The sequence below is a fragment of the [Empedobacter] haloabium genome, assembly GCA_008011715.2.
GTDB lineage: Bacteria > Pseudomonadota > Gammaproteobacteria > Burkholderiales > Burkholderiaceae_D > Rugamonas > Rugamonas haloabia.
Window position 1 is genome coordinate 2,493,449 of sequence record CP136508.1, and the last position, 25,334, is coordinate 2,518,782.

23 protein-coding genes are annotated in these 25,334 nt (G+C 68.9%); 15 read left to right on the forward strand and 8 right to left on the reverse strand.

All coding sequences use genetic code 11. From position 1 onward, the window contains the following. Positions 1 to 8: 8 nt before the first annotated feature. Genes E7V67_010920 through E7V67_010930 form a run of 3 tightly spaced genes read right to left on the reverse strand, consistent with a single transcriptional unit; the run spans position 9 to position 4,773 of the window. Complete coding sequence (locus tag E7V67_010920) at positions 9 to 1,481, reverse strand: 2OG-Fe(II) oxygenase (GenBank protein ID WUR15583.1); 1,473 nt, start codon at positions 1,479 to 1,481, stop codon at positions 9 to 11. Positions 1,482 to 1,486: 5 nt separating this feature from the next. Continuing rightward, positions 1,487 to 3,790 carry an FtsW/RodA/SpoVE family cell cycle protein gene (locus tag E7V67_010925; GenBank protein ID WUR15584.1) on the reverse strand — a complete coding sequence of 768 codons (2,304 nt, stop codon included), beginning with the start codon at positions 3,788 to 3,790 and terminating at the stop codon, positions 1,487 to 1,489. Further along, the gene (locus E7V67_010930) at positions 3,787 to 4,773 is read right to left on the reverse strand and encodes a protein kinase (protein ID WUR15585.1); all 987 of its coding nucleotides are present in this window, start codon (positions 4,771 to 4,773) and stop codon (positions 3,787 to 3,789) included. The genes E7V67_010925 and E7V67_010930 overlap by 4 nt, the downstream gene beginning before the upstream one ends. Positions 4,774 to 4,880: 107 nt before the next feature. Between E7V67_010930 and E7V67_010935 the strand changes: the two genes are divergently transcribed. Then, complete coding sequence (locus tag E7V67_010935) at positions 4,881 to 5,660, forward strand: RHS repeat-associated core domain-containing protein (GenBank protein ID WUR15586.1); 780 nt, start codon at positions 4,881 to 4,883, stop codon at positions 5,658 to 5,660. After that, positions 5,647 to 5,976, forward strand: a complete 330-nt coding sequence (locus E7V67_010940; protein WUR15587.1) for a hypothetical protein — start codon at positions 5,647 to 5,649, stop codon at positions 5,974 to 5,976. Before E7V67_010935 ends, E7V67_010940 begins: the two co-directional genes overlap by 14 nt. Positions 5,977 to 6,075: 99 nt before the next feature. On the opposite strand, the gene E7V67_010945 is transcribed toward E7V67_010940, so the two are convergent. From E7V67_010945 to E7V67_010955, 3 genes are all read right to left on the reverse strand, one after another. Next, positions 6,076 to 6,861, reverse strand: a complete 786-nt coding sequence (locus tag E7V67_010945; GenBank protein ID WUR15588.1) for a hypothetical protein — start codon at positions 6,859 to 6,861, stop codon at positions 6,076 to 6,078. A gap of 11 nt (positions 6,862 to 6,872) precedes the next feature. Then, positions 6,873 to 7,265, reverse strand: coding sequence for a glycine zipper domain-containing protein (locus E7V67_010950; GenBank protein WUR15589.1), 393 nt, complete (start codon positions 7,263 to 7,265; stop codon positions 6,873 to 6,875). Between the two features lie 136 nt (positions 7,266 to 7,401). Beyond that, positions 7,402 to 7,935 (reverse strand): GNAT family protein, encoded by a 534-nt coding sequence (locus E7V67_010955; GenBank protein ID WUR15590.1) that lies wholly within the window; start codon positions 7,933 to 7,935, stop codon positions 7,402 to 7,404. A 110-nt stretch (positions 7,936 to 8,045) separates the two neighbouring features. On the opposite strand from E7V67_010955, the gene E7V67_010960 reads away from it, so the two are divergent. After that, entirely contained in the window at positions 8,046 to 9,485 is a 1,440-nt protein-coding gene (locus E7V67_010960; protein WUR15591.1) for a M20/M25/M40 family metallo-hydrolase, read from the forward strand. A 3-nt stretch (positions 9,486 to 9,488) separates the two neighbouring features. On the opposite strand, the gene E7V67_010965 is transcribed toward E7V67_010960, so the two are convergent. Further along, entirely contained in the window at positions 9,489 to 10,331 is an 843-nt protein-coding gene (locus E7V67_010965; GenBank protein ID WUR15592.1) for an MBL fold metallo-hydrolase, read from the reverse strand. A gap of 120 nt (positions 10,332 to 10,451) precedes the next feature. On the opposite strand from E7V67_010965, the gene E7V67_010970 reads away from it, so the two are divergent. From E7V67_010970 to E7V67_010995, 6 genes are all read left to right on the forward strand, one after another. Continuing rightward, positions 10,452 to 10,838: a hypothetical protein gene (locus tag E7V67_010970; protein ID WUR15593.1), complete on the forward strand. Its 387-nt coding sequence runs from the start codon at positions 10,452 to 10,454 to the stop codon at positions 10,836 to 10,838. Between the two features lie 71 nt (positions 10,839 to 10,909). Further along, positions 10,910 to 11,287, forward strand: a complete 378-nt coding sequence (locus tag E7V67_010975; protein ID WUR15594.1) for a hypothetical protein — start codon at positions 10,910 to 10,912, stop codon at positions 11,285 to 11,287. Then, positions 11,277 to 12,659, forward strand: a complete 1,383-nt coding sequence (locus E7V67_010980) for a TolC family protein (GenBank protein ID WUR15595.1) — start codon at positions 11,277 to 11,279, stop codon at positions 12,657 to 12,659. Before E7V67_010975 ends, E7V67_010980 begins: the two co-directional genes overlap by 11 nt. After that, complete coding sequence (locus tag E7V67_010985) at positions 12,656 to 14,044, forward strand: copper oxidase (GenBank protein ID WUR15596.1); 1,389 nt, start codon at positions 12,656 to 12,658, stop codon at positions 14,042 to 14,044. The genes E7V67_010980 and E7V67_010985 overlap by 4 nt, the downstream gene beginning before the upstream one ends. Before the next feature lie 41 nt (positions 14,045 to 14,085). After that, entirely contained in the window at positions 14,086 to 15,321 is a 1,236-nt protein-coding gene (locus tag E7V67_010990; protein WUR15597.1) for a voltage-gated chloride channel family protein, read from the forward strand. A gap of 150 nt (positions 15,322 to 15,471) precedes the next feature. Then, a complete protein-coding gene (locus E7V67_010995) occupies positions 15,472 to 16,929 on the forward strand; it encodes a hypothetical protein (GenBank protein WUR15598.1) in 1,458 nt (485 codons plus the stop codon). 71 nt (positions 16,930 to 17,000) lie between these two features. On the opposite strand, the gene E7V67_011000 is transcribed toward E7V67_010995, so the two are convergent. Further along, positions 17,001 to 17,309, reverse strand: coding sequence for a hypothetical protein (locus E7V67_011000; protein ID WUR15599.1), 309 nt, complete (start codon positions 17,307 to 17,309; stop codon positions 17,001 to 17,003). A 185-nt stretch (positions 17,310 to 17,494) separates the two neighbouring features. On the opposite strand from E7V67_011000, the gene E7V67_011005 reads away from it, so the two are divergent. From E7V67_011005 to E7V67_011030, 6 genes are all read left to right on the forward strand, one after another. Beyond that, on the forward strand, positions 17,495 to 19,465 hold the full coding sequence (locus E7V67_011005) for a TonB-dependent receptor (protein WUR15600.1): 1,971 nt from the start codon (positions 17,495 to 17,497) through the stop codon (positions 19,463 to 19,465). Positions 19,466 to 19,552: 87 nt separating this feature from the next. After that, positions 19,553 to 20,698 (forward strand): isochorismate synthase, encoded by a 1,146-nt coding sequence (locus E7V67_011010; GenBank protein ID WUR15601.1) that lies wholly within the window; start codon positions 19,553 to 19,555, stop codon positions 20,696 to 20,698. Continuing rightward, entirely contained in the window at positions 20,695 to 22,305 is a 1,611-nt protein-coding gene (locus tag E7V67_011015; GenBank protein WUR15602.1) for a (2,3-dihydroxybenzoyl)adenylate synthase, read from the forward strand. Before E7V67_011010 ends, E7V67_011015 begins: the two co-directional genes overlap by 4 nt. A gap of 13 nt (positions 22,306 to 22,318) precedes the next feature. After that, a complete protein-coding gene (locus E7V67_011020; GenBank protein WUR15603.1) occupies positions 22,319 to 23,182 on the forward strand; it encodes an isochorismatase family protein in 864 nt (287 codons plus the stop codon). An 11-nt stretch (positions 23,183 to 23,193) separates the two neighbouring features. Continuing rightward, positions 23,194 to 24,027, forward strand: a complete 834-nt coding sequence (gene dhbA, locus E7V67_011025) for a 2,3-dihydro-2,3-dihydroxybenzoate dehydrogenase (GenBank protein WUR15604.1) — start codon at positions 23,194 to 23,196, stop codon at positions 24,025 to 24,027. Positions 24,028 to 24,176: 149 nt separating this feature from the next. After that, positions 24,177 to 25,334 (forward strand): efflux RND transporter periplasmic adaptor subunit, encoded by a 1,158-nt coding sequence (locus E7V67_011030; GenBank protein ID WUR15605.1) that lies wholly within the window; start codon positions 24,177 to 24,179, stop codon positions 25,332 to 25,334.

Consider the following 25,334-nt stretch of genomic DNA (forward strand, 5'->3'; position numbering starts at 1 on the left):
CGGCCCCCTCATGCGTCGTAGCGCAGCACGTAATGACCGGCCACCACGTGATGACCCGGCGGCAACAGGGCGGGCTGGTCGTCCAGCGTGCCGACATAGTGCAGCTGCTCGTCCAGCTGGTACAGGGCCTGGTTGGCCGACTGCCGCGTGACCAGCAGGCCGTGCGGCGCCGCCTCGCACAGGAACGCGCTGCGCGACAGGCCGAGGCGGTCCGCGCCGGCCTGCGGCAAACCGTCGGCACCGGCCAGGCAGCGCGCGCCGTCCAGGACGCGCAGGCCCGCCAAGGCCGGGCTGCCACGGCCGAACAGTGCCTGGCCGGCCAGCGGCACGGCCACCGGCTGCGGCAACGCGACCAGCGCACCGTAGCGTTCCGCCAGCTGTGCCGGCACGGCGTTCACCTGCAGCGCGCGTTCGCCCAGCGGCGCCAGCGTCGCCGGCAGCTGCAGCGGTTGCGTGCCGGCCGGCGTTGCGGCGTGCAGGGCATCGGCCGCGTCGACCGTCAGCGTCAGGGCGGGCGCGCCGCTGCCCGGTGCCAGGGCCAGCGTGCGGTCGAACGCCAGCTCCAGCCGGGTGACGCCGGTGCCCCGGTAGCGGCTCAGGCGCGGCAGGGCCAGCGCCGCCAGCGTCAGGCGCGCCCGCGCACCTGGCGCGAAGGTGGCATCGGTGCCGCCGGGGTGGGCGCTGGCGCGCCGCACCGGCATCGCCGTCGCTTCGTCCCCGAGCGGCGGCGCCGTGTCGCGTGCGCGCGGCTTCCACACGGCGGGCTGGCTGGCGCCGCCGGCGCGCGCCACCTTCAGCAGCAGGCGCTTGCCCTGGCGCGACGTCACCGTGTAATGGCCGGGGCGGGCGTCGCGCACGCAGTCGAACGCGCCTTTCGGGCGCACCTGCAACACGGGTTCCGCGTCGGGGCCATCGTTGATCAGCAGGATCACGCCGTCGCCGCCGAACGGCCAGCCGGGCGCGGCGCTGCCGGTGGCGCCGTCGCCGATCAGTGCCAGGCGCTGGTCGGGATAGACGGGGCAGACGGCATGCCAGTTGGCGCCGTCGCCAGAAGCGCTGACGTCGAACAGGACCTGCTCGCCGGGCGCCGGCAGGTAGACGGCATGGCCGAAGCGCACCTCGATCTCGCCGGCCGCCAGGTCGTCGGCGCCGGCCACGTGGTAGCGCACTTCGTCCTGGCCCAGCAGGTCGCCGAAGTCCTTGCGATGCAGCGCGGCCAGCGTCTCGGCCAGCTCGCGCGCACGGTTGCCGCGGGTCAGGTGGTAGTCGTCGTCGACGTCTTCCTGCGGCAGGCGCAAGGTCACGTGCGCGAAGCAGCGCGTGGCGGCGCGGCCGCGCTGCTCGCGCGGGCAGCGTTCCAGCAGGTCGCGCAGCAGCGGGCGCCGGGCGAACAGCGCCAGGCCGGCTGTCTGCCAGATGGCTTCGGCGTTGAACACGTCCGGGATACGGCCCAGGACTTCGTGTTGGACATAGGTGGGCATGATGGTCACTCCTGGTTCGATGGTGGCGCGGCGTGGATGCCTAGCAGGGGGAGGAGGAAAAACAGCAGGTGGCTGCCGCCGGCGGACAGGAAACTCATGGGCTGGCCCATCACGGGCACGATGGCGAGATTGGTGCCCCACGACAGCAGCAGGTGGCCGGCCAGGAAGGCCGCCCCGCCGCACAGCAGGAAGGCGCGCAGGCGCGCGCGCCAGGCCGGCCGGAAGCCGCGCGCGCCGCTGGCGCTGCGCGCCGCCGTCAAGGCCGCGCCGGCCAGTCCCGCCAGCACGGCGGCCTGCGCGGCCCACAGCAGCAGGCCGCCCAGCAGGCCATGCCGGTGCAGGAACAACGATGGCGCGAAGTCGTCCTGCACCGCCGGCAGCGCGAGCACGGCGCCGGCGCCGGTACCCAGCGTGCGCAGGCCCAGCATGCCGTCCGTGCCCAGCCAGCCGCCCTGGGCGATGGCGCTGCCACCCTGCAGCAGTTGCTGGCCCGTGTGTGGGTGCAGGGCTGGCGCCAGCCAGACCTGGAAGCGGTCGCCGTAGAACGATGCCGGCAGCTGATCGGCGCCGGCCGCATGCAAAGCCGGGACGGCGGCGCTGCCGGCCAGCGCGAGTGCCGCCAGCAGCGCGGCGCTCCAGCGCCGTCCCGCCGCCAACGCGTACGCCAGCGCCATCGCGCCGGCCCACAGCAGCAGCAGGATCAGCGGCGAGTAATCGTCCACCTGCACCAGCGCGACGGCCAGCAGGGCCAGGAACAGCAGCGCCGGCGCCAGCAGGCGCAGCCAGCGCGCGCCCAGGCCGGGGCGGGTGGCGCCGTCCGTGCTCCAGCCCAGCCGCAAGGCCAGGCAATGCGCCGCCAGGCCGGCCAGCACCAGCTTGGCCAGCTCCACCGGCTGCAGGTCGAACACGCCCGTCTCGTCGCCCCACAGTACCTGCGCCGCCAGCAGCGCCAGCGCGCCGGCCGCCAGCGCGGCCAGCAGGTATTCGACGTGACGCTGCGCCAGCGCGCGGCCGTGCGCACACCCCAGGCGCCACAGCAGCGCCGCGGCCGAGCCGATGGCCAGCAGGGCGGCGGTCTTGTGGTAATAGCGCAGCCAGCCGCTGTCCGGCGCGCCCAGGCCCATGTCCAGTTGCGCCAGCAGGCCGGTTGCCAGCAGCAGCTGGGCGCCATGCCCCGCCAGGCCGAGCCGCGCGGGCGGGACGAGCCAGGCGCCCAGCGCGGCCGCACCCAGCAGCCACGAACACAAGATGGCCGGCGGCTGGCCCTGGCGCTGCAGCAGCAGCGCGACCAGGCCGGCCGCCAGCAGCAGTCCTGCCGCGATCCAGCGCAGGGCAGCCTGCGGTGCCTGCCGCGTCGGGCGCAGGATATTGCCGCGCGCGGGCCGGCGCGCCGCCAGCAGCCAGGGCGCCAGCAGGGCAAGCGCCGCCACCAGCGCCCCGGCCCATGCAAGCGCGCTGCCTTGCCATGCTGCGCGCGTCTGCCATTGCCAGCTTACCTGTGGCGGCAGGTCCGCCTCCGGTACGGCGAACTGTGCTACCCGGCGTTGCGGCCGCAAGGTCAGCACATCGCCGGCAGTGGCAAGGCGGTAGCGAGTGGCGCCGACCGCCAGGGTGCCTGCAACGGGCAGGGGCAGGGATTGCTCACGCAGGTCGGCGCCGTCGGCCAGCACGGCCACGATGGCGTCGGCCGGCGCGGCCAGGCGCAACTGGCCGTCCGCACGGGCCACGGTGGCGGCGCCGGCGGCGATGTCGGCCAGGCCGAGGCGATTGTCGCAATACAGGTTGCCGCCGAATCGCAGCGGCTGCGGTACCGTCAGCGCGCGTGGTGCCATGCGGTTCCAGAGAGCGACGGCGCGGTGCCGCAGGGAGGCGTCCGGGCAGGCCGGCAACGCGGTGCCGTCGCGGTACAGGGTGGCGCCGTCGTAGTGCCAGGCGTGCGCCCCGTCGCGGAACGCGACGGCGTGGACGTCCGCCTGCGTGACGCGCCAGACATAGGCGCCGACCTGGATCGTACGCAGCCCGGCCACGGCGACCCTGCCCAACCGCACGTCGTCCAGCACGGGCGGGCGCACGTCCGGCAGCGTGCCTGCGAACCAGCGGCCTGCCACATCGCGCGCCAGCCGCAGATGGCGCGCCTGCGCGCCGACGGCCGCCAGCTCGGCACGGCCCAGCGTTACCTGCGCACCCGCGTCGAGGCGCACCGCGATGGCGCCGGGCTGCCAGGATCGTGGCGCGCGCGCGATGGCCAGCAGCTGCAGCGCCAGCAGCAGGCCGACCAGCGCGATGGTGGCGATGCGGCCGCGGTTCATGCTGGCTGCGCCAGCGCGCAGGCGCGCTCGACGAGCGTGGCCGGTAGACCGGCGCCCACCGCTGCCAGCAGGCGGCTGATCGCGAGCGCATGGCGCGGCCGGACCGCGGGCGCGGCGGCGAGCAACGCGCGCAACAGCGCCAGCGCGGCGGCGCGGACGCCGGGCGGGGCGGCTGCGCCGAAGCGCCGTGCCTCGTCATCCGTCAGCAGCGGGGGCAGGGTGCCGCCATGCGCGGCCAGCAGGTGGCGGGCGCCGTCCGCCAGGTGCTCGCGGTAGGCCTGGCCGCACGCGCTGCTCCAGCACAGGGGCGCGCCCGTCACGATGAAAAACCACAATGCGCCCAGCGCGAAATAGTCGCTGCGCTGGCTGGTCGCATAGCCGCCATCCGCGGCGGGAATGAACTGTTCGGGTGCCTGCCATTGGGCGGTGCCGGCGTAGCTGTGCGGTTCGGCACACGTGAGTTGGCGGTTGGTGCCGAAGTCGGCCAGGCGCAGCGTGCCCGTGGCCGGGTCGAGCAAGACGTTGGCCGGCTTCAGGTCCAGGTAGCGCCAGCCGTATTGATGCACTTTCGCCAGCGCCTGATTGAGCTGGGCGATCCAGTCCAGTGCCTGCGCGAACGAGGGCGGCGTGCCGGCGGCGCGGCAGTGCGCCAGGTGGCGCGCCAGGTCCGTCGGCAGCAGCTCCAGCGCCAGCACCGGCAGGCCGGCATGCCAGCCGCTGTCGACCAGGCGCACCAGGTGGCGGCTGTCCCACGGCGCCAGCGCGCGCAGGAAGGCGATCTCGTTGCAGGCGCTGGCAATCCAGCGCTCGCGCAGGGCCGGCTGGGCCTGGGCCATGCGCTCCTCGTTGACCAGTTTCAGTGCCACCTCCCTGCCGTCCGGCGCGGCGGCGCGCCATACGGTGCCGTAGACGGAGCGGCCGATCTGCCTGGTCAGGCGGTACGATCCGCGGTCGAGGGTGATGACGGTGTGGCTGGCTGGCATGGCATGCTCCGTGAGGGACATGCCGGTTTAGCGGGGGGCGGGGCAAAGCGCAGCTTGTCTGCATCTGCGCAAGCCCAATTGTCTACTTGTATGATGAACCGGTCGCATTGCTGACTCAGACGGTCACAGCCAGCGCTACTGGGCCCGTAATCGCTACGAATATCTACTATATTTACAGTGATCACCTGGGCGCCCCTCGATGGATCACCCAAGCGACTGACAACGCGGTACGCTGGCGTTGGGATCACGCCGATCCGTTCGGCCTGCAGCCGCTGAACGACAACCCGGCAGGGCTTGGTATGCTGGCGTTTAATTTGCGGTTGCCGGGACAGTATGATCGTGAAAGCAATCTGCACTACAACTACTTCAGGGATTATGATCCGCAGACGGGGCGGTATGTGCAGAGCGATCCGATCGGGCTGGATGGCGGCATCAATACGTGTGGCTATGCTCTGGGAAATCCTGTTTCTTATACCGATCCAAAAGGATTATTCGTACCGGCCTTGATCATTGCTGGCAGAGTCGCGTGGACGGGCTATCGTGCCTATCGCACCTATCAGGCAGCGAACGCTATGGCTAGCGCCATCAAGGCTGCAAATGCGGGCGCATCGACGGGGGCTCTTAATGGATGCCCGCCCAACCCCGGCAATAAGGATCCTTGCAAGGGGAAGCGTGATCAGCTGGCCGCTCATGAGCAAAAGTATCGTGATTACATGGAGAATCCGCATGCGCACGATAACAATGGCTGGCTATCGGCCGCCTATGAGTCGGGCAATATGACTCGTTACACTAATATCTTGAATGGTCGATACAAAGAACTGAACAAGCAAATTGACAATTTCCGCAAACAGCTTGAAGAATGCGAGGCAACATATGGAAAGAGATAAAAAGGTTTTAAATCTCGCGGAATTGCGAGAGGTTATTAATTCAATCTTTTTGCACATCGAGAATGATCTTGGCGTCAAAGAGGTGGAACTTACCGAAGACTACTACTGGAATATTGCAGATGAGGTGCTCTACATGGGCGACAATATCGAGGGAGAAGTGACGGTTGGGAGCCTGCATGCTGACCTCGATTTTTTGCATCCACTAGTTAACGACAAAGGGCAAGCTTTTCCTCTTATGCTGATACACGTCGCGCCGCTACTTCGCTTTATGGCGATGCGAACCTCGGCAAAAAAAACGATAGGGGCGGATGCATAGCTAAGCGGCGTCGCCAAGGCGAGGATCCGCAGACGGGCGGTATGTGCAGAGCCATACGATTGGGCTTGCTGGGGGTATTAATACCAGATGACGCCTCGGTCAGGGGACATCGATCTGCAAAAGACCGTAGTCGGACTTGACCGATTTGGGCTGCCACGGCGGATTGACGACGCGGATATTGCGCACGCCAAGTGCCGCGAAGCCGTCGAGCGAGAAAGTCCATGCCACCAACTTCTCGTCAGCGCGGAAACGCTGCTGGTATTGCGGCGCCTGCCCCAGCGTGGTGATGCGCTGTTCGACCTTGATCATGTCGAAGAATCGGCGTTCTTCCTGTGCCCGACCGGCAAGGTCCCGTCTCATCTCGGCGTCGTAGCGCTTGCGCGCCGCCGCCTGCTCGGCCGCCGGCATGGCCGCGAATCTGGCCTCCTGCGCCGGGTCGAGCGCAAAGGTGTCGCTGCTCAAACCGCCGTGATAGCCGATCATCGCGAAGTTGCTGACGATTTTGTACGGGGCCGCCGTGAATACATAATTGGCGCACGAGGACAGGCAATACTCCATGACCTTGACGGTCAGGCCGTGAGCGTGCACCAAGGTGCCGAGCGCCATGCCGGCCGCGGTGTCGCCGCCGCGGCTGCGGATGGCAAGGATGGTGGGCTTTCTGTCCAGGCGCGCGTACAGCGTGGACAGCTCTGTCGCGCCCGCCCTGGAGATGCTGCCTACGTAGTTGAGTTCATCGTTGTCGAGAAAAACCTGCGGGGCTTCCTCAGCCCGGGTCGACAAGGACAGGGCCAGCAATACCAGGCAAGCGGTCAAGCGTTTCATGTGGGGGATGGCGGTGGCAAGTGGGGCGTAAAAAAGCCCGGCATCGCCGGGCTGTCGCTTCATACGTTACCAGATCAGTGACCGTGGTGACGGTGGCCATGACCGCGGCCATGGTGGTGGTGATGGCGATGCCCGTGCGGGCGCTCGTAGTAGTACACAGGACGAGGCTCGACATAGCGCACGCGCGGTGCCGGTTCGTAGTACACGCGCTGCGGCTGTTGGTAGACGCGGGTCTCGACATAGCGGTCGCGGCGATGGCGGTCCGAGCTCAGCGCATTGCCCAGGGCCGCGCCGGCGATGCCGCCGACGACGGCGCCGGTGGTGCCGGCCTGCTGGCTGCCGATGGCGGCGCCGATCACGGCGCCGGCGGCGGTGTTGAACTCACGGTCGCCAGCGGCGAGCGCGGCGGAAGAGCTGGTGACGGCTGCACCCAGCAGCAACACGGTAAACAGTTTTTTGATCGACATGATTATTTCCCCCCGTTATTATCTACTCCACCCTGCGGCCAGTTCGGTCGCGGCATGGAAGTCAATATAACGAACCCGGCAGTACTCAACCACGTCTAATACAGTTTCTTACAATCGCGGGGCCGTCTGTAACAGATCACGGCAAGGTCATGCGTTCCCATTCCGGCCGCAGCAGGCTGAGGACCGTGACGTCCTGGTAGCGGCCATTGATGAAGAAGGCGCCACGCAGGGTGCCTTCGGGCCGGTAGCCGCACTTCTGCGCCACCCGCACGGAAGCGACGTTGGCGGGCGCCGCCAGCACCTCCAGCCGGTGCCAGGTGTGGGCGCGAAACAGGTGGTCCGTCAGCAGGCGCAGCGCCGCCGTCGTGTAGCCCTGGCCGGCCAGTTCGGGGTCGAACAGGCGGTAGCCGATCTCGCGGCTGGTCGGCGTGCGGCTCTTGAAGTGCGTGATGACGCCGACGATGTGGTGGCGCGCGTCCTCCACCACGAACAGTTCGCTGTCGTCCGTCACGAACGACGTCTGCATGAATTCCTTGCGCATCGCCTCGGGCGACTTGAAGTGGCTGGAGAAATAATCGCCCCGCGACGGCAGGTCGTTGACCAGCGCGATGAAGGTGTTCAGGTCGGTGCCGAGCAGGTGCCGCACCGTGCAGAGGGGGCCTTTGAGCATCGGTCCATGGTATGCCAACGGCCGCGCAGGGTCAACGACGGCGACCCCTGCACAACATTGTCAAATGCGTTATCGTGTCAGGTTTCCAGCGCTCTCCCGAGGACCCCAGCATGAACCTTCGCAAGCCCGCCCGCACCGTCGTCGCCATCGCCATTGCCGCCAGCCTGTTCATCTCCACCACCGCCCATGCCGCCCCCAATGACGCCGCTACCCTGGCGCAGGTGCGTGACACGGCGATGGCCAGCGACTGGGCCTACCGGCGCCTGGAAGACATGACGGACCTGATCGGCCCGCGCCTGTCCGGTTCGCCCGGCGCTGCCGCCGCCGTGCAGCAGGTCGCCGAAACGATGCGCCAGCTGGGCGCCAAGGTGACACTGCAGCCGGTCAAGGTGCCGCACTGGGTGCGCGGCGAGGAAAAGGCGCAGCTGGTCGAGTACACCGGCCGGCCGCAGGGCATCGTGCAGAACGTGGTGCTGACGGCGCTGGGCGGCTCCGGCGCCACGCCGGCTGCCGGCCTGACGGCGCCGGTGCTCATCGTGCACGACTTCGACGAGCTGAAGGCGCGCGCCGCCGAGGTGAAAGGCAAGATCGTGCTGATCGACGTGCCGTTCGACCGGGGCATGGCCGAGCGTGGCCTGGCCGGCAACGCCTACGGCCGCGGCTCGGCGGCGCGCACGCGCGGTCCGGGTTTGGCGGCGGAACTGGGCGCGGCGGCGGCGCTGGTGCGCTCGATCGGCGGCGCCGACTACCGCCTGACCCATACCGGCATGACGCGCCTGAAGGACGACCAGCGCATCCCGGCCGCCGCCATCACGGCGGAGGACGCGATGCTGATCGGCCGCCTGGCCAAGCGCGGTCCCGTCACGATGAAGCTGGTGCTGACCCCGAAGACGCTGCCCGACGCGGACAGCTACAACGTGATTGCCGACCTGCCGGGCACGGACAAGGCCGACGAAGTCGTCATCGTTTCGGGCCACCTGGACTCGTGGGACCTGGCCACCGGCGCGCACGACGATGCCACCGGCGTGACCGCGTCGATGGGCGTGATCGAGACATTGAAGAAGCTCAAGCTGCAACCGCGCCGCACGATCCGCATGGTGGCGTGGATGGCGGAGGAAAACGGCGGCAGCGGCGGCCGCGCCTACCACCAGGCCCACAAGCACGCGCTGGACAAGCAGTTCGCCGCGATCGAGAGCGACGGCGGCGTGACCGGGCGCACCTTCGGCGTGGTGGCCGGCGTGCGTCCGCAATACGAGAAGCTGTTCGCACCATTGCAGGCGGCGCTGACGAAGATCGGCGCCGGCGCGCTGACCCGGCGCGACGTGCTGGGCGAGGGCGACCTGCACTACATGGAGTCGGACGGCGTGCCCAGCTTCGCGCCGCACGTGGACACCAGTGCCTACTTCAACTACCACCACACGCCGGCCGACACGTTCGACAAGGTCGATCCGGACCACCTGAAGCGCCACGTCGCCGTGCTGTCCACCCTGACGTGGTATCTGGCGAACATGGATGAACCGATCGGCCGCGCGCCGGAACAGCTGAAATAAAGTTCAGAACTTGTCGATCGGGATCTTCAGGTAGCGCACGCCGTTCTCCTCGGGCGGCGGCAGCTCGCCCGCGTTCAGGTTGACCTGGATCGCCGGCAGGATCAAGGTCGGCATCGCCAGGGTGGCGTCGCGCGCCGTGCGCATCGCCACGAACGCCTCCTCGCCGACGCCGTCGCGCACGTGGATATTGTGGGCGCGCTGCTCGGCCACCGTGCTTTCCCAGCGCGGCTCGCGCCCGGCCGGCGGATAGTCGTGGCACATGAACAGGCGTGTTTGCGGCGGCAGGTCCAGCAGGCGCCGTACCGAGCGATACAGCGTACTGGCGCTGCCGCCGGGGAAGTCGCAGCGGGCGGTGCCCACGTCCGGCATGAACAGCGTGTCGCCGACGAATACCATGTCCTCGATGCGGTAGGCCATGTCGGCCGGCGTGTGGCCCGGCACGTGCAGGGCGGTCGCGGCCAGGCTGCCGATGGCGAAGGTCTCGTCCGGCTCGAACAGGTGATCGAAGGCGGCCTGCGCGGGCGGGCGGCCGAACACGTGGGCAAAGCTCTTCTGCACCGCGTGGATGTGGGCGCCGATGCCGATGCGGCCGCCCAGCCGCTCGCGCAGGTAGGGCGCGGCGGACAGGTGGTCCGCATGGGCGTGGGTTTCCAGCAGCCATTCGGTGTGCAGCCCATGGGTGCGCACGTAATCGATGATCCGGTCCGCCGACGCCGTGGCGGTGCGGCCGGACTTGTGGTCGAAGTCGAGCACCGGGTCGATCACGGCACAGGTGCGGCCGTCGTGGACGACGTAGCTGACGGTGGCGGTGGCGGGGTCGAAGAAGGCCTGGAGGTGGGCGGTCATGGCGGCGAAGTCCGTGAGTAATGCTTCAATTATAAAGAATCGTCATATGGGCGGCCAGCCTATGACGTTTTCCGAGTTAGGCGCAACGTGCCAGCCTGCCTCGTGCTACCATCATGGCCCATGAAGGCGCTGCTCCGTCTCCTCGTCCTCTGGCTGCTGCTGGCCGGCGTACCCTTGCAGGGGTTTGCCTCGGCCACGATGCTGCTGTGCGCCCCGCGCGCGGATGTGAGCGCGCACGCGGTGCCGGCCCATGACGAGCACGGCGAGCACCAAGCGCATGCCGATGCGCACGCCGGGATGGAGCACGACCAGGCCGCCACGCACCACGGCGGCGACATGAAATGCGCCAGCGCCGCGTTCTGCTGCGCCGGCGCGCCGCTGGCCGGCACCATGCCGCTGCCGCCATTGGCGCCCACCGGCAGTTGCGCCCCCATTCCCTTCGACACCACCGCGCCGCCCGCCGTCGACCTGGCCGGCCTGGAACGGCCACCCAAACACCTCGCCTGATCCGCTGGTCCCATCGCCACGATGGGTGTCGCCCGCGCACGCGCGGGCTCATTAGTCCACGAGGTTTTACCATGAAAAGAATGATCACGCTGGCCGCCGGCCTGGCGCTGGGCGCCTGCGCGCACGCGCAGCCCACCGTCAAGGATACGGCCCAGGACGCGGCACGCGCCGAAGCGCCCGTACCGCCCACCAGCTACGTCTCGCCGCTGGCCGGCTACCGCGCCGCGCCGCCGGCCACGCCGGCTACCCCGGCGGCCAACTGGGCGGCGTCGAATGCGACCGTCGCCGGCGGCGGCCACGGCATGCACGGCATGCACGCGGCACCCAAGCAGTCCGGCGCGCATGCCGGCCATCCGATGGCACCGGCGGCGCCGGCCGCCGATCCGCACGCGCAGCACAAGCAGCAGGAACAGCAACCCAACGCCCAGGAGCACCACCATGAACATTAAGCCACCGCTGCGGCGCACCGGCGGCATGCTGGCAATGCTGGCGCTGGCCGGCTGCGCCGGCTTTTCCGGCGACGCCGGCATGGGCGCCATCGATCCGCTGGTGCAGGCCCGCACCGGGGCGCCGGCACGCGTGCTGAAAACCGACGCCGACCGGCGCGCGCTGGACGAACTGCTGCAGGCGCGGCTGGCACAGCCGCTGACGGTCGACGGCGCCGTCGAGATCGCGCTGCTGAACAACCGCACCCTGCAGGCCAGCTACTGGGAGCTGGGCATCGCCGAGGCGGACCTGGTGCAGGCCGGCCGGCTGCAGAATCCGGCATTCGGTTTCCAACGCACGCGCGACGGCGACGACGTGTCGATCGAGCGCACGCTGACGTTCAACCTGGTCAGCCTGATCACGGCGCCGCTGGCGTCACGCATCGAGGGGCGCCAGTTCGAGCAGACCCGCCTGCAGGTCGCGGCGGAAGCCGTGCAGGTCGCGGCCGACACGCGCCGCGCCTGGGTCGAAGCGGTGGCGGCCACGCAGGCCGTGGATTACGCACGGCAGGTGGCCGGCGCGGCCGAGGCCAGCGCCGAACTGGGCCAGCGCATGCGCCAGGCCGGCAACTGGAGCGCCTACGACCAGGCCCGCGAGCAGGCCTTCTACGCCGAGGCGATGGCCGACGTGGCACGTGCCACCCAGGCGGCGACGGCCGCGCGCGAGCACCTGACCCGCTTGCTGGGCCTGTGGGGCACCCAGGCGCAGTTCCGCCTGCCCGATCGCCTGCCGGACCTGCCGGCGGCGCCGCGCGACATCGCCGACGTCGAGCAGCGCGCCGTGCGCGAACGGCTGGACGTGCAGGCGGCCAACCTGGCCACGCAGCGCACCGCCACCGCTTTGGGCCTGACGCGGGCCACGCGCTTCATCAATGTGCTGGAGCTGGGCGCCGTGCGCGAAAGCGACGGCGGGGCAAAGGCGCGCGGCTATGAAGTGACGCTCGAGATTCCGCTGTTCGACTGGGGCGGCGCCCGCACGGCGCGCGCCGAGGCCGTGTACATGCAGGCCGTCAACCGGCTGGCCGCGACGGCGACGGACGCCCGCAGCGCGGCGCGCGAGAGCTACCAGGGCTACCGCAACGCCTACGACGTGGCGCGCCACTACCGCGACGTCGTCATCCCGCTGCGCAAGAAGATCTCGAACGAGACGCTGCTGCGCTACAACGGCATGCTGCTCAGTACCTTCGAGCTGCTGGCGGACGCGCGCGAGCAGCGCGCCGCCGTCAACGCCTATATCGGCGCATTGAAGGAGTTCTGGCTGGCCGAAAGCAGCCTCGAAACCGCATTGGGCGGCCGCCTGCCGGCCGTCCCGCAATCGCAAGGAGCAGCACGATGAGTATCGACACGATGAAGCGCAGGTCCTTCCTGCAGGGCGCCGCGCTGCTGGGCGCGGGTGTGGTCAGCAAGGCCGGCGCCGCCAGCCTGCCGGAAGCGCCGGTGCAGGACAGCGCCGCCACCGCCGCGCCGCTGGTGCCGCCGAACGGACGTCCCTACAACCCGGTCGTCACGCTGAACGGCTGGAGCCTGCCGTGGCGCATGAAGGACGGCGTCAAGGAGTTCCACCTGGTGGCCGAACCCGTCGTGCGCGAGCTGGCGCCAGGGATGCATGCCAACCTGTGGGGCTACAACGGCCAGAGTCCCGGTCCGACCATCGAGGTGGTGGAGGGCGACCGCGTGCGCATTTTCGTCACCAACAAGCTGCCCGAGCACACCAGCGTGCATTGGCACGGCCAGATCCTGCCGAACGGGATGGACGGCGTGTCCGGCGTCACGCAGCCGTCGATCCAGCCGGGCAAGACCTTCGTCTACGAGTTCGTGGCGAAGCACGCCGGCACGTTCATGTATCACCCGCATGCGGACGAGATGGCGCAGATGGCCATGGGCATGATGGGCTTCTGGGTCACGCACCCGAAGGATCCGCGCCAGCACGCGGTGGACCGCGACTTCGTGTTCCTGCTGGCCGCCTACGACATCGAACCGGGCAGCTATACGCCCAAGATCAACACGATGCTGGACTTCAACCTCTGGACCTTCAACAGCCGCGTGTTCCCCGCCATCGATCCGATGGTGGTGCGCCAGGGCGACCGCGTGCGCATCCGCGCCGGCAACCTGACGATGACGAACCATCCGCTGCACGTGCACGGCCACACCTTCGAGGTGACGGGCACCGATGGCGGCTGGGTCAGGCCGTCGGCGCGCTGGCCGGAGGTGACGACGGACATCGCGGTCGGCCAGATGCGCGCCATCGAATTCGTCGCCGACAATCCGGGCGACTGGGCCTTCCACTGCCACAAGTCGCACCACACGATGAACGCGATGGGGCATGACGTGCCGACCCTGATCGGCGTCGATCATCGCGGCGTGGCCGAGAAGATCAACCAGCTGGTGCCGGGTTATATGGTGATGGGGGAGAAGGGCGGGGCGATGGGCGGCATGCGCATGGCGCTGCCGGAAAACACCTTGCCCATGATGACGGGCACGGGCCAGTTCGGCGAGATCGAGATGGGCGGGATGTTTACGCTGCTGAAGGTGCGCGAGGGCCTGCGGCGGGGCGACTACCGCGACCCGGGTCACTACCGTCATCCGAAAGGAACGGTTGCCTACGAGTGGACCGGGGAGAAGCCGCCGGCGCCGAGCGCGCCGGGCGGCAAGGCGGGGCGGGCCGAAGGGGCGCTGGACGTGCGCCGTGGCGGCGCTCACGAAGGGCACGAGGGCCACTGAGCCGGTCCGTCCGCATTGGCGGCGTGCTATATTCGCCGCCAATGAAGCCCTTGCCTCGCCCCCTGTCGCCGCTGCCTTATTGGCTCGCTTATCTGCTGAAATGGACGGCGCTGGCCAGCGTCGTCGCGCTGCTCGCGGGCAGCGCTTCCGCGCTGTTCCTGTTCGCGCTCGATGCCGCCACGCGCTGGCGCGAAGCGCATCCGGCCATTATCTGGGCCTTGCCGCTGGCGGGCTTCGCAGTGGGCTGGGTGTACTGGCGCTTCGGCCGCGCGGTGGAGGCGGGCAACAACCTGCTGATCGACGAGATCATTGACCCCACCAGCGCGGTCCCGCTGCGCATGGCGCCGCTGGTGCTGGCCGGAACGGTGATCTCGCACCTGTTCGGCGCCTCGGTCGGCAGGGAAGGGACGGCGGTGCAGATGGGTGGTAGCCTGGCCGACCAGCTGTCACGGCTGCCGCGCCTGGCGCCGGCCGACCGGCGCGTGCTGCTGATGGCCGGCATCAGCGCCGGCTTCGCGTCCGTGTTCGGCACGCCGCTGGCCGGTGCCGTGTTCGGGCTCGAAGTGCTGGTGATCGGCCGGCTGCGCCATGACGCCATCTTTCCCTGCATTGCCGCCGCCATCCTGGCCGACCAGGTGGGACTGGCCTGGGGCGTGCACCACACGCATTACGCGATCGGCATCATACCGGCCATCACGGTGTGGACGCTCGGCGCGGTCGTCGTCGCCGGTATCGCGTTCGGACTGGTCGGCATGGCCTTCGCCGGCGCGACGCATGCGCTGTCGGCACGGATGAAAGCATGGCTGCCGTATGCACCGCTGCGGCCGCTGCTGGGCGGCGCGGTCGTCGCCGTGGCCGTGTGGGCGCTGGGTACCCAGCGCTATGTCGGCCTGGGCATTCCCGTCATCGTCGAAGCATTCGCGCAACCGCTGCCGCACTGGGACTGGCTGGGCAAGCTGGCGTTCACCGTGGCCTCGCTGGGCAGCGGCTTCAAGGGCGGCGAGGTGACGCCGCTGTTCTACATCGGTGCGACGCTGGGCAACGCGCTGGCGCCGCTGCTGCACCTGCCATTCGGCTTGCTGGCCGGCGTCGGCTTCGTCGCCGTGTTCGCCGGGGCGGCCAACACACCGCTGGCCTCCACCGTCATGGCGCTCGAGCTGTTCGGACCCGCGATCGGGCCGTATGCGGCGCTGGGCTGCGTGGTGGCCTACCTGTTTTCCGGCCACTGCGGCATTTACCGAGCCCAACGCGGGGCGGCGTCCAAGACGCACGGTTGAGGCACGCGTGCGCTCACGCGCGTGAGCGTTTCTCCTGTCAAGTAATGTATTTCGAGAAATGTTGCATTTCGCATACGTTAACACGGCAATAAGTTGTATGATGTCAGGTGACTCCGGGGCGGTTCCCGGCAATGTATTAAGGAGACAATCTTGGCATCCAAGCGGATTATTCTGGCCAACGTGGTAGCGCTACTTTTCGCCGGCACTGCGCAGGCGGCGGACTGGCCGTCCGGTTACTCGAAATGCGCCGACCAGAACGGCACCTGCAAGGTGGGCAGCACGGCCCGTTCCGTGTCGTTCGGCATCAAGGACAAGTTCGTGGTCAAGACGTTGTCCGGCGACGTGGCCTGCACGGTGGCGACGTTCGGCAGCGATCCCTATCCGGGCGTGACGAAAAAATGCGCGATCGGTCCTGTGAGCGGTACCACGCCAACGCCAACGCCAACGCCAACGCCAACGCCAACGCCAACGCCGACCCCGACCCCGACCCCGACCCCGCAGCCGGTGGGCGACGCCAGCGTCGAGCCGGCGCCCGCAACCGGCTGGGCCAGTCGCAACGGCGGCACGACGGGCGGCGCGGCAGCCGCGTCGACGGCCATCTACAAGGTCAGCTCGCCGTCGCAACTGCTGGCGGCGCTGAAGGCGCAGGGCAACAATCCGAAGATCATCAAGCTGTACGGTACTGTCGACATGGCGGCGGCCGACAACGGCGGCCCGTTCAAGAGCACCAGCGACCAGGCGCTGCGCGGCCAGATCAAGGTGGGCAGCAACACGACGCTGATCGGCACCGGCGGCGACACGCGCCTCGTCAACGGCACGATCTCGATCTCCGGCGTGCAGAACGTCATCGTGCGCAACCTGAACATCGTCAACCCGTGCGACGTGGCACCGGTGTGGGACCCGAACGACGGCAGCAGCGGCAACTGGAACTCGGAGTTCGACAGTGTCGTCATCAGCAATTCGAAGAACGTCTGGGTCGACCACAACGTGTTCACGGACGCGCCGCTGACGGACGACAAGCTGCCGATTGCCAACGGCAAGATCAAGCAGTGCCATGACGGCGCGCTGGACGTGAAGAACGGCTCGGACTACGTGACGGTGTCGAACAACCGCTTCGAACTGCACACGAAGAACAACCTGATCGGCTCCTCCGACAGCACCACGAGCGACAACGGCCACCTGACCGTCACCTTCAACGGCAACCACTTCCTGCACGTGGCGGAGCGCGCGCCGCGGGTGCGCTTCGGCATGGTCCACCTCTACAACAACTACTTCGAGGGCAGCCGCTCGCACGCGGTCTATCCGCACCACTACAGCATCGGCGTGGCCTACCTGGCCAAGATCATCTCGCAGAACAACGCGTTCGACATCGCCGGTGCCAGTTCGTGCCCGCAGATCATGACCAACCCGGGCTCGTCCAGCAAGACCGGGGCGATCGTCGATTCCGGCTCGCTGCTGAACGGCGCGGCGCTGGACGTGGCGAACAAGTGCAGCTTCAGCTCGTCGGTGGGCTGGACGGTGCCTTACTCGGTCACGCCGCTGGCCGCGTCGGCCGTCAGGCAGTCGGTGCTCAGTAACGCAGGTACCGGCAAGCTGACGGTGCGTTAACGCTTGAAACACCGGTGACAGGCTCCTCTCTGCGGGTCTCCGACCCGCAGAGAGGAGCCTGTCACCAGGGGTCATTCCCGCGCGGCCTGCAAGTTTATCCCCGCCGGCCGCGCATCCCAACGCCGCGCCCGATGCGCCTCGGCCTGCGGATCGATCTCCAGCACGACCCGGTTCACCTCCGCATACAGGCTCGGCACGCGCATGCCGGCCACGTCGCCATACAACTCCAGCGCTCGCGCCAGGCCATAGCCGTATTTTTCCACCAGCAGTCCCGCCAGCTCGCGCGTTTCCGCGCCCCGGTCGATATCCTTGCGCCGGCTGGCCGCGTAGCGGCGCAGGTCGCCCAGCAGGCGCTCGTGCAGCTGTTCCACTTGGTCCATACGTTCTCTCCTTGCTAACCCGGGCATTCTGCCATCGCCCGCAAGCCTGGCGAAAACCGGTGACAGTCACCGCGTTTTCCGTCACCGCTTTCGCCTAGTCAAAAATAGTCATTGCGAACCTAAATGAGAATCAGTATCATTTGCGTTTCGGGAAGTGCTAGATTCATAACAATAGGCAGAATGCAATGTCCATAACAAGAAAGCTCCTCGCAGTATCCATCGCCGCCATCGGTCAGCAGGCCTTCGCCGCTGAGGCTCCCGAGGCCCCCGCGCCTGAAGCCGGCATCGCCGAACAGTCCATCGTCGTCGTCACCGCCTCGCTGCGCAACCACACGGCCGCCTCGGCGCCCGCGTTCACGACGATCGTCACCGAAGAAGACATCGCCAAGTCCCCCGTCAACAGCCTGCCGGACCTGCTGCGCGACACCGTCGGCGTCAACAACATGACCGACAGCACCGGCCGCGACGAGATACAGATCCGCGGCCTGGGTGGCAAATACACCCTGATGCTGGTCAACGGCAAGCGCGTGTCGTCCGGCGGCGCCCTGTGGCGCGGCGGCGACTTCGACTTCAGCTCGATCCCGCTGTCCTCCATCAAGCGCGTCGAGATCGTGCGCGGCCCGATGGCGGCGCTGTACGGCTCGGATGCCATCGGCGGCGTCGTCAACATCATCACCAAGGCGCCGACGCGCGAATGGAAGGGCAGCGTCAGCGGCGAATACCGCGTGGTGCAGCCGGGCGAGGAGGGCGACCAGTACCGCGTGGGCGCCTCCATCGCCGGCGCGCTCAACGACACGTTCGGCCTGTCGCTGTCCGGCGAATACTACGACCGCGATCCCTGGTACGCGACGTCCGCCAGCGATACCACGCGCCCGGCGCGCCTGGAGGAAAAGCGCGCCGCCAACGTGGCCGGCACGTTGTCGGTCAAACTGGCCGAAAACCAGAGCCTGGACATCGACGCCAGCTACAACCGCGACCACCGTCCGCGCGCGCTGTTCTACTACTCGTACAGCCCGGAATGGGACTGGACCACGCGCGACTACCGCGAGCAGCAGATCGAGCGCGGCACCTATGGCCTGACGCACAAGGGCGACTGGGGCTGGGGTAACACCACCGCGTACATCACGCAGGAAAACGCCCGCATCGAGGACTTCAACAGCCGCTATAACGCGCCGCAGGAGCGCGTGCTGCACGAGGAAAATACGTACGCCAAGGCCTATGCCAACGTCAACTGGGGCATCAACGCCATCACGGCCGGCATCGACCTGCGCCGCCAGGTGATCAAGGACGCCGCCACCTACCTGGAATCGGGCCGCATCAGCACCAACAGCCGCGCGTTGTTCGTCGAGGACGAGCTGGCGCTGGCGCCGAACCTGCACCTGACCCTGGCGGGCCGCCTGGACGACAGCAATACCTTCGGCAGCCACTTCTCGCCCAAGAGCTACCTGGTGTGGCAGGGCGCGGACGGCGTGACGGTCAAGGGCGGCATCAGCCGCGCCTTCAAGGCGCCGGAAGCCTATCAGCTCAGCCGCGAATACCGCACCGTCAGCTGTGGCGGCAAGTGCTACCTGGAAGGCAATCCGAACCTGACCCCGGAGACCAGCACGAACTACGAGGCCGGCTTCGAAATCCACCGCCCGAGCTGGGACTTCACCGCCGTCGTGTTCAAGAACGACGTCAAGGACATGATCGTCGCCACCTACAGCGAGGTCGGACCGTCGCGCGCCTGGGCCAACGTGGCCAAGGCCAAGACGCGCGGCATCGAGCTGCAGGGCGAGGTGACGCTGTCGCCGGCGTTCTCCGTCAGCGCCAACCTGACCCACCTGAAGGCCGACTACATCGACGAGACGGGCAAGGAGGCGAAGCTGGACAACCGCCCCGAGAACACGGCGGTCGCCACCTTGAACTGGAAGGCGACCGATCGCCTGACCACGTCGCTGTCGGCCCACTACACGGGCGAGCAGTACTACCTGACCAAGGACCTGCCGGGCTACACCCGGGTCGACCTGTCGCTGGCCGCCAAGGTGAACAAGCAGCTGACCGTGCGCGCCGGCGTCAAGAACCTGACCGACGTGGACCTGGAGAAGAAGGACCGCGCGTTCGACTTCTTCGAGTTGGGCCGCAATTATTACGTCAGCGCGACCTACAGCTTCTGACCTCAACCAACCCCCGGGGCGGAGCCCCGACGTAGCCAGCGTCTGCCAGCCAACGTGAACCTGTCCACCCAGTTTTGCGAGGTAACGATGGCTACATCCCTTTTCCTGTCGCGGCACCGCAGCGTGCGTGCCAGCGGCGTGTTCGAACGTATCGCCACGCCGGCCGCCGGCGGCGCCCTGCATGCCGAGCTGGCACGGGCGCTGCTGCGTGCGCGTGACGCCGGCATTGCCGACCCGATCGTCATCGGCGCGATCCCGTTCGACACCACGCAGCCGTCCGAGCTGCTGGTGCCCGAGCGCAGCGAGATTTTCGATCGCGATACGCTGCCGCAATTGGCGGCGCTGCCGCTGGCGCCTGTCGTCGCGTCCACCAGCATCCCCGGCGAGGAACGCTTCAAGCAGGGCGTGCGGCAGGCCGTCGCCAACTTCACCCACAGCGAGATCCGCAAGGCCGTGCTGTCGCGCGTGCTGGAAGTGGAGCTGGCCGGCCGCGCCGACCCGGCCGCGATCTTTGCCAGCCTGGCCGCCCAGAATCCGACCGGCTTCCAGTTCCGCATTCCGCTCGCGAGCGGCGCGGAGCTGGTCGGCGTCAGCCCCGAGCTGCTGCTGCGCAAGGAAGGCGCGCAGATCGTGTCGAACCCGCTGGCCGGTTCGGCGCGCCGGCAGCCGGACGCCGACAGCGATGCCGCCGCGGGCGGCGCGCTGCTGCAGTCGCCCAAGGACCTGCGCGAACACCGCTACGTCACCGACGACATCCGCCGCCTGCTGGTGCCGCTGTGCGCCAGCCTGGACGTGCCGGAGCAGCCGTCGCTGCTGTCGACGAACGCGATGTGGCACCTGTCCACCCGCATCGAAGGCACGTTGCGCGATCCGGCGCAAACGTCGCTGCAACTGGCCTGCCACCTGCATCCGACACCGGCCGTGTGCGGCTACCCGACCGACCTGGCACGCAAGCTGATCGACCTGGTCGAGCCGTTCGACCGCGGCCTGTTCGCCGGCGTCGTCGGCTGGTGCGACGCCCACGGCAACGGCGAATGGGCCGTCACGATCCGCTGCGGCACGGTGCAGGGCAATACCATCCGCCTGTTTGCCGGCGCCGGCATCGTGGCCGATTCCTGCCCCGAGGCCGAATGGGCCGAGACCCAGGGCAAGCTGGGCACGATGCTGCGCGCGCTGGGTGCCGCCCGGCCGGCCGTCAGTGCGAACGTCGAGACGGCGGCGGAGGCGGCATGATCGAATTCACCCCCTGGCCGCAAGCGGACGCCGAGCGTTACCGCGCGGCCGGCTGCTGGCTCGGCCTGCCGCTGACGGACATCCTGGAGCGCCAGTGCATCGAACGGCCGGACGCCACCGCGATCCTGTGCGGCGAGCGCGCGCTGACGTACCGCGGTCTGGACGCGCGCGCGGCCCGGCTGGCGCAGGCGCTGGCACGGCGCGGTCTCACCGCCGGCGACACGGCGCTGGTGCAGCTGCCGAACGTGGCCGAGTTCTACATCGTCTATTTCGCGCTGTTGAAACTGGGCGTGGCGCCCGTCAACGCGCTGTTCAGCCACCAGCGCCTGGAGCTGACGGCCTATGCGCAGCAGCTGCAACCGAAGCTCGTCATCGGGTGCGCTAGCCATGCGCTGTTCGGCACCAGCGAATTCGCCGACGCGCTGCGTGCGCAGGTCCCTGGTCTCGCCCACGTGCTGGTGCTGGACGCGCCGGACGGTGGCCTGGCCGCGTTGGTCGACGAGGAGGGCGCCGCGGTCGCCATCGCGCCGTCGCCGGCGCACCAGGTGGCGTTCTTCCAGCTGTCCGGCGGCAGCACGGGCACGCCGAAGCTGATTCCGCGCACCCATGACGACTACTACTACAGCGTGCGCCGCAGCGCGGAGATCTGCCGCCTCGATCCTGCCACGCGCTTCCTGTGCGCGCTGCCGGCCGGGCACAACTTCCTGCTCAGCTCTCCGGGCGCGCTGGGCGTGTTCTACGCCGGCGGCACCGTCGTGCTGGCGCCGTCGCCGGAGCCGCTGGGCTGTTTCGCGCTGATCGAGCGCCATGCGGTGACGATGGCCGCGCTGGTGCCGTCGGCCGTCGTGCTGTGGCTGCAGGCCGCCGCCGATCCCGCGCGCCGCGCGCAACTGGCCTCGCTGCGCCTGCTGCAGGTGGGTGGCGCCAGCTTCGCCGAGGCGCTGGCGCGCCGCGTGCCGCAAGAACTGGGCTGCGCGCTGCAGCAGGTGTTCGGCATGGCCGAGGGCCTGGTCAACTACACCCGCCTGGACGATACGGATGACAGGGTGTACACCACCCAGGGCCGGCCGATGAGCGAATTCGACGAGGTGCGCGTGGTGGACGCGGACGGCGTGCCGGTCCCCGATGGCGTCGAGGGCCTGCTGACGACGCGCGGCCCGTACACCTTCCGCGGCTATTACCAGGCGCCGGAACACAACGCGCGCGTGATCGACGCCGACGGCTTCTATGCCACCGGCGACCTGGTGCGCCGCAGCGCGGACGGCTACCTGACGGTGGTCGGCCGGGTGAAGGACCAGATCAACCGCGGCGGCGAGAAGATCGCCGCCGAGGAGGTGGAGAACCTGCTGCTGCGCCACCCTGACGTGCTGCACGCGGCGCTGATCTCGGTGCCGCACCCGCTGCTGGGTGAGATGAGCTGCGCCTGCATCGTGCCGCGTGCGGCCGGCGAGGAACTGCGCGCGCCGCTGCTGCGCAAATACCTGCGCGAGCAGGGCGTGGCCGAGTTCAAGCTGCCCGACCGCTTCCGCATGCTCGACAAGCTGCCGCTGACCGCCGTCGGCAAGACCGACAAGGTGCGCCTGCGCGCCGAGACCAACATCCAATAACGACCAAGACATCATGGCGATTCCTGCGATTTCCTCCTATCCGCTGCCGGCTGCGACCAGCCTCCCCGTCAACCGTGTGCAATGGCACGTCGATCCGCGCCGCGCGGTGCTGCTGGTGCACGACATGCAGGACTACTTCCTGCGCTTCTACGAGGCCGGCAGCCCGCTGCTGACCACCCTGATCGACCATATCGGCCGCCTGCGTGCCTGGGCCGACGCGGCCGGGGTGCCGGTCGTCTACACGGCCCAGCCGACCGAGCAGAGTAAAGAAGAGCGCGCGCTGCTGAACGATATGTGGGGCCCGGGCCTGACGACGGCCGACCCCGCGCTGCAGCAGGTCACGGCCGCGCTGGCGCCGGCGCCGCACGACACGGTGCTGGTGAAATGGCGCTACAGCGCGTTCCAGCGCTCCAACCTGCAGGACCTGATGCGCGAATGGGGCCGCGACCAGCTGGTGATCACGGGCGTGTACGCCCACATCGGCTGCATGACGACGGCGCTGGACGCCTTCATGCGCGACATCCAGCCGTTCATGGTGGCGGACGCCGTAGCCGACTTCTCCGAGCGCGAGCACCGCATGGCGCTGGACTACGTGGCGGGCCGCTGCGGCGCCGTCGTCACGGCCGCGCAGCTGCTGGGCGACGGCGGCACCGTCGTCGATATCGACTGGCTGCGCGAGCGCCTGGCGCCGGCGCTGGACGACCAGGGCTACGGCGCGGACGAGAACCTGATGGACTATGGCCTCGATTCCCTGGAGGTGATGAACCTGGTCGCGGAGCTCGACAAGCGCGGCATCAAGGTCTCGTTCGAGGAACTGGCCGGCACGCCGACGCTGAACGCGTGGTGGGCGCTGGTCGAGCGCAAGCAGGCCGCCTGAGGACAGCCGCCATGATGCTCGCAGACCAGAAGAACCTGGGCACGGCCAGCGCCGAGCGGCCGCAGGCGCCGCCGGCCCTGCAGTTCGAGGGCCGCCAGGTGTGGGTCACGGGCGCCGGCCGCGGCATCGGTCACCAGATCGCGCTGGCGTTTCGCCAGCTGGGCGCCCGCGTGGTCGGCATCGACCGCGCCTTCGACCGCGAGGAGGCCGGCCCCGCCGGCAAGCGCTACCCGTTCAAGACCGTCTGCATGGACGTGACGGACCGGGCCCGCATCGCCGTGGTCTGCCAGCAGCTGCTGACGGAAATGCCGCGCATCGACGTGCTGGTCAATGCCGCCGGCGTGCTGCGCCTCGGCACGCTCGACTCGACCACCGTGGAGGACTGGCAGGCCAGCTTCGACATCAACGTCAGCGGCGTGTTCTACCTGCTGCGCGAGCTGATGCCGCAGTTTCGCAAGCAGGGCGCCGGCTCGATCGTCAACGTGGCCTCGAACGCGGCGCGGGTGCCGCGCATGAACATGCTGGCCTACTGCGCCTCCAAGTCGGCGCTGGTCGGCATGAGCCACTGCGCGGCGCTGGAGCTGGCGCAGTTCGGCGTGCGCTGCAACGTGGTCTCGCCCGGCTCGACGGACACGCCGATGCTGCGCTCGATGCTGCCGGACGAGCAGGGCATGCGCCGCACCATCGAGGGCCTGCCGGAGCAATTCAAGCTGGGTATCCCGCTGCGCAAGATCGCCACGGCGCGCGAGGTCGCCAATACCGTGCTGTTCCTCGCTTCCGACCTGGCCAGCCATATCACGATGCAGGAAGTGGTCGTGGATGGTGGGGCCACCTTGGCCGCTTGAGGTTTGATTACCAGCACGCCACCAACGCCACAGGCTTGGGGTCTGTCCCTTCGGGACTGACCCCGGTTTTCCAGGTTGGCCGCTGAAAACCGGGGACAGTCCCCGCTGGGGACAGTCCCCAACCCTTGAAACGATAACGAGACACCAAGATGCAAAACTTCCCCCGCCACCTGCCCGCCCTGGCAACCCTGCTGCTGGCCGCCTGCGGCGAGCCGCCGGCCGCGCCGCCGGCGCCACCGAAGCCGCAGGTCGCCGTCGTCACCGTGCGCCAGGAAGCCGTGCCGCTGCGCGCCGAGTTGCCCGGCCGCGTCACCGCGCTGCGCGTCTCGGAAGTGCGCCCGCAGGTGGGCGGCGTGATCGTGCGGCGCCACTTCGAGGAAGGTTCCGACGTCAAGGCCGGCGCGCTGCTGTACGAGATCGGCAGCGACAGCTATGCGGCGCGCCAGGAGCAGGCGGCCGCCGAGCTGGCGATCGAGCAGGCCGCGCTGGTCAACCTGCGCATCATCGCGGAACGCTACCGCCGCCTGATCGACAGCAAGACCGTCACCCAGCAGGACCACGACCTGGCCCAGGCCAATTACGAACAGGGCCTGGCCCGCGTCAAGGCGCGCCAGGCGGCGCTGCGCACGGCGCAGATCGACCTGCAGCGCACGCAGATCCGCGCACCCATCGCCGGGCGCATCGGCCGCGCCGCCGTCACCGAGGGTGCGCTGGTCGCCAGCGAGCAGGCCGAACCGCTGGCGCGCATCCAGCAGGTCGATCCGATCCTGGTCGACGTCGTGCAGTCCAGCCAACAGCTGACGCAGCTGAAGCGTCGCCTCGGCAGCGGTGCCCTGCAGCCGGGCAAGGCCGCCGTCACCTTGCTGCTGGAGGACGGCCAGCCGTACCCGCACGCGGGCGTGCTGAAATTCACCGAGATGAACGTGGACGGCGCCACCGGTTCCGTCACCCTGCGTGCCAGCTTCCCCAACCCGGACGGTTTGCTGATGCCGGGCATGTACGTGCGCGCCCGCGTCGAGCAGGGCGTGCAGCCGGATGCCGTGCGGCTGCCGCAGCAGGCCGTGCGCCATAACGAACGCAACGAGGCCACCGCCCTGGTGGTCGGGAGCGACGGCAAGGTGGAGCAGCGCGTGCTCGACCTGATCGGCAGCGACGCCGGCCTGTGGTCGGCCCGCGCCGGCCTGAAGGCGGGCGACAAGGTCATCGTCGAAGGCGGCAACAAGGTGGCGCCCGGCACGGCTGTCAGCGTGACGGAATGGCAGGGCCGCCCGGCGGCGGCCAGCGCCGCGGTGCCAAAGGAGGGCTGA

Coding starts and splice junctions, on each gene's coding strand:
- E7V67_010920 (WUR15583.1), bottom strand. CDS start 1,481: ATGCCCACCTATGTCCAACACGAAGTCCTGGGCCGTATCCCGGACGTG.
- E7V67_010925 (WUR15584.1), bottom strand. CDS start 3,790: ATGAACCGCGGCCGCATCGCCACCATCGCGCTGGTCGGCCTGCTGCTG.
- E7V67_010930 (WUR15585.1), bottom strand. CDS start 4,773: ATGCCAGCCAGCCACACCGTCATCACCCTCGACCGCGGATCGTACCGC.
- E7V67_010940 (WUR15587.1), top strand. CDS start 5,647: ATGGAAAGAGATAAAAAGGTTTTAAATCTCGCGGAATTGCGAGAGGTT.
- E7V67_010945 (WUR15588.1), bottom strand. CDS start 6,861: ATGAAGCGACAGCCCGGCGATGCCGGGCTTTTTTACGCCCCACTTGCC.
- E7V67_010950 (WUR15589.1), bottom strand. CDS start 7,265: ATGTCGATCAAAAAACTGTTTACCGTGTTGCTGCTGGGTGCAGCCGTC.
- E7V67_010955 (WUR15590.1), bottom strand. CDS start 7,935: ATGCTCAAAGGCCCCCTCTGCACGGTGCGGCACCTGCTCGGCACCGAC.
- E7V67_010960 (WUR15591.1), top strand. CDS start 8,046: ATGAACCTTCGCAAGCCCGCCCGCACCGTCGTCGCCATCGCCATTGCC.
- E7V67_010965 (WUR15592.1), bottom strand. CDS start 10,331: ATGACCGCCCACCTCCAGGCCTTCTTCGACCCCGCCACCGCCACCGTC.
- E7V67_010970 (WUR15593.1), top strand. CDS start 10,452: ATGAAGGCGCTGCTCCGTCTCCTCGTCCTCTGGCTGCTGCTGGCCGGC.
- E7V67_010975 (WUR15594.1), top strand. CDS start 10,910: ATGAAAAGAATGATCACGCTGGCCGCCGGCCTGGCGCTGGGCGCCTGC.
- E7V67_010980 (WUR15595.1), top strand. CDS start 11,277: ATGAACATTAAGCCACCGCTGCGGCGCACCGGCGGCATGCTGGCAATG.
- E7V67_010985 (WUR15596.1), top strand. CDS start 12,656: ATGAGTATCGACACGATGAAGCGCAGGTCCTTCCTGCAGGGCGCCGCG.
- E7V67_010990 (WUR15597.1), top strand. CDS start 14,086: ATGAAGCCCTTGCCTCGCCCCCTGTCGCCGCTGCCTTATTGGCTCGCT.
- E7V67_011000 (WUR15599.1), bottom strand. CDS start 17,309: ATGGACCAAGTGGAACAGCTGCACGAGCGCCTGCTGGGCGACCTGCGC.
- E7V67_011005 (WUR15600.1), top strand. CDS start 17,495: ATGTCCATAACAAGAAAGCTCCTCGCAGTATCCATCGCCGCCATCGGT.
- E7V67_011010 (WUR15601.1), top strand. CDS start 19,553: ATGGCTACATCCCTTTTCCTGTCGCGGCACCGCAGCGTGCGTGCCAGC.
- E7V67_011015 (WUR15602.1), top strand. CDS start 20,695: ATGATCGAATTCACCCCCTGGCCGCAAGCGGACGCCGAGCGTTACCGC.
- E7V67_011020 (WUR15603.1), top strand. CDS start 22,319: ATGGCGATTCCTGCGATTTCCTCCTATCCGCTGCCGGCTGCGACCAGC.
- dhbA (WUR15604.1), top strand. CDS start 23,194: ATGATGCTCGCAGACCAGAAGAACCTGGGCACGGCCAGCGCCGAGCGG.
- E7V67_011030 (WUR15605.1), top strand. CDS start 24,177: ATGCAAAACTTCCCCCGCCACCTGCCCGCCCTGGCAACCCTGCTGCTG.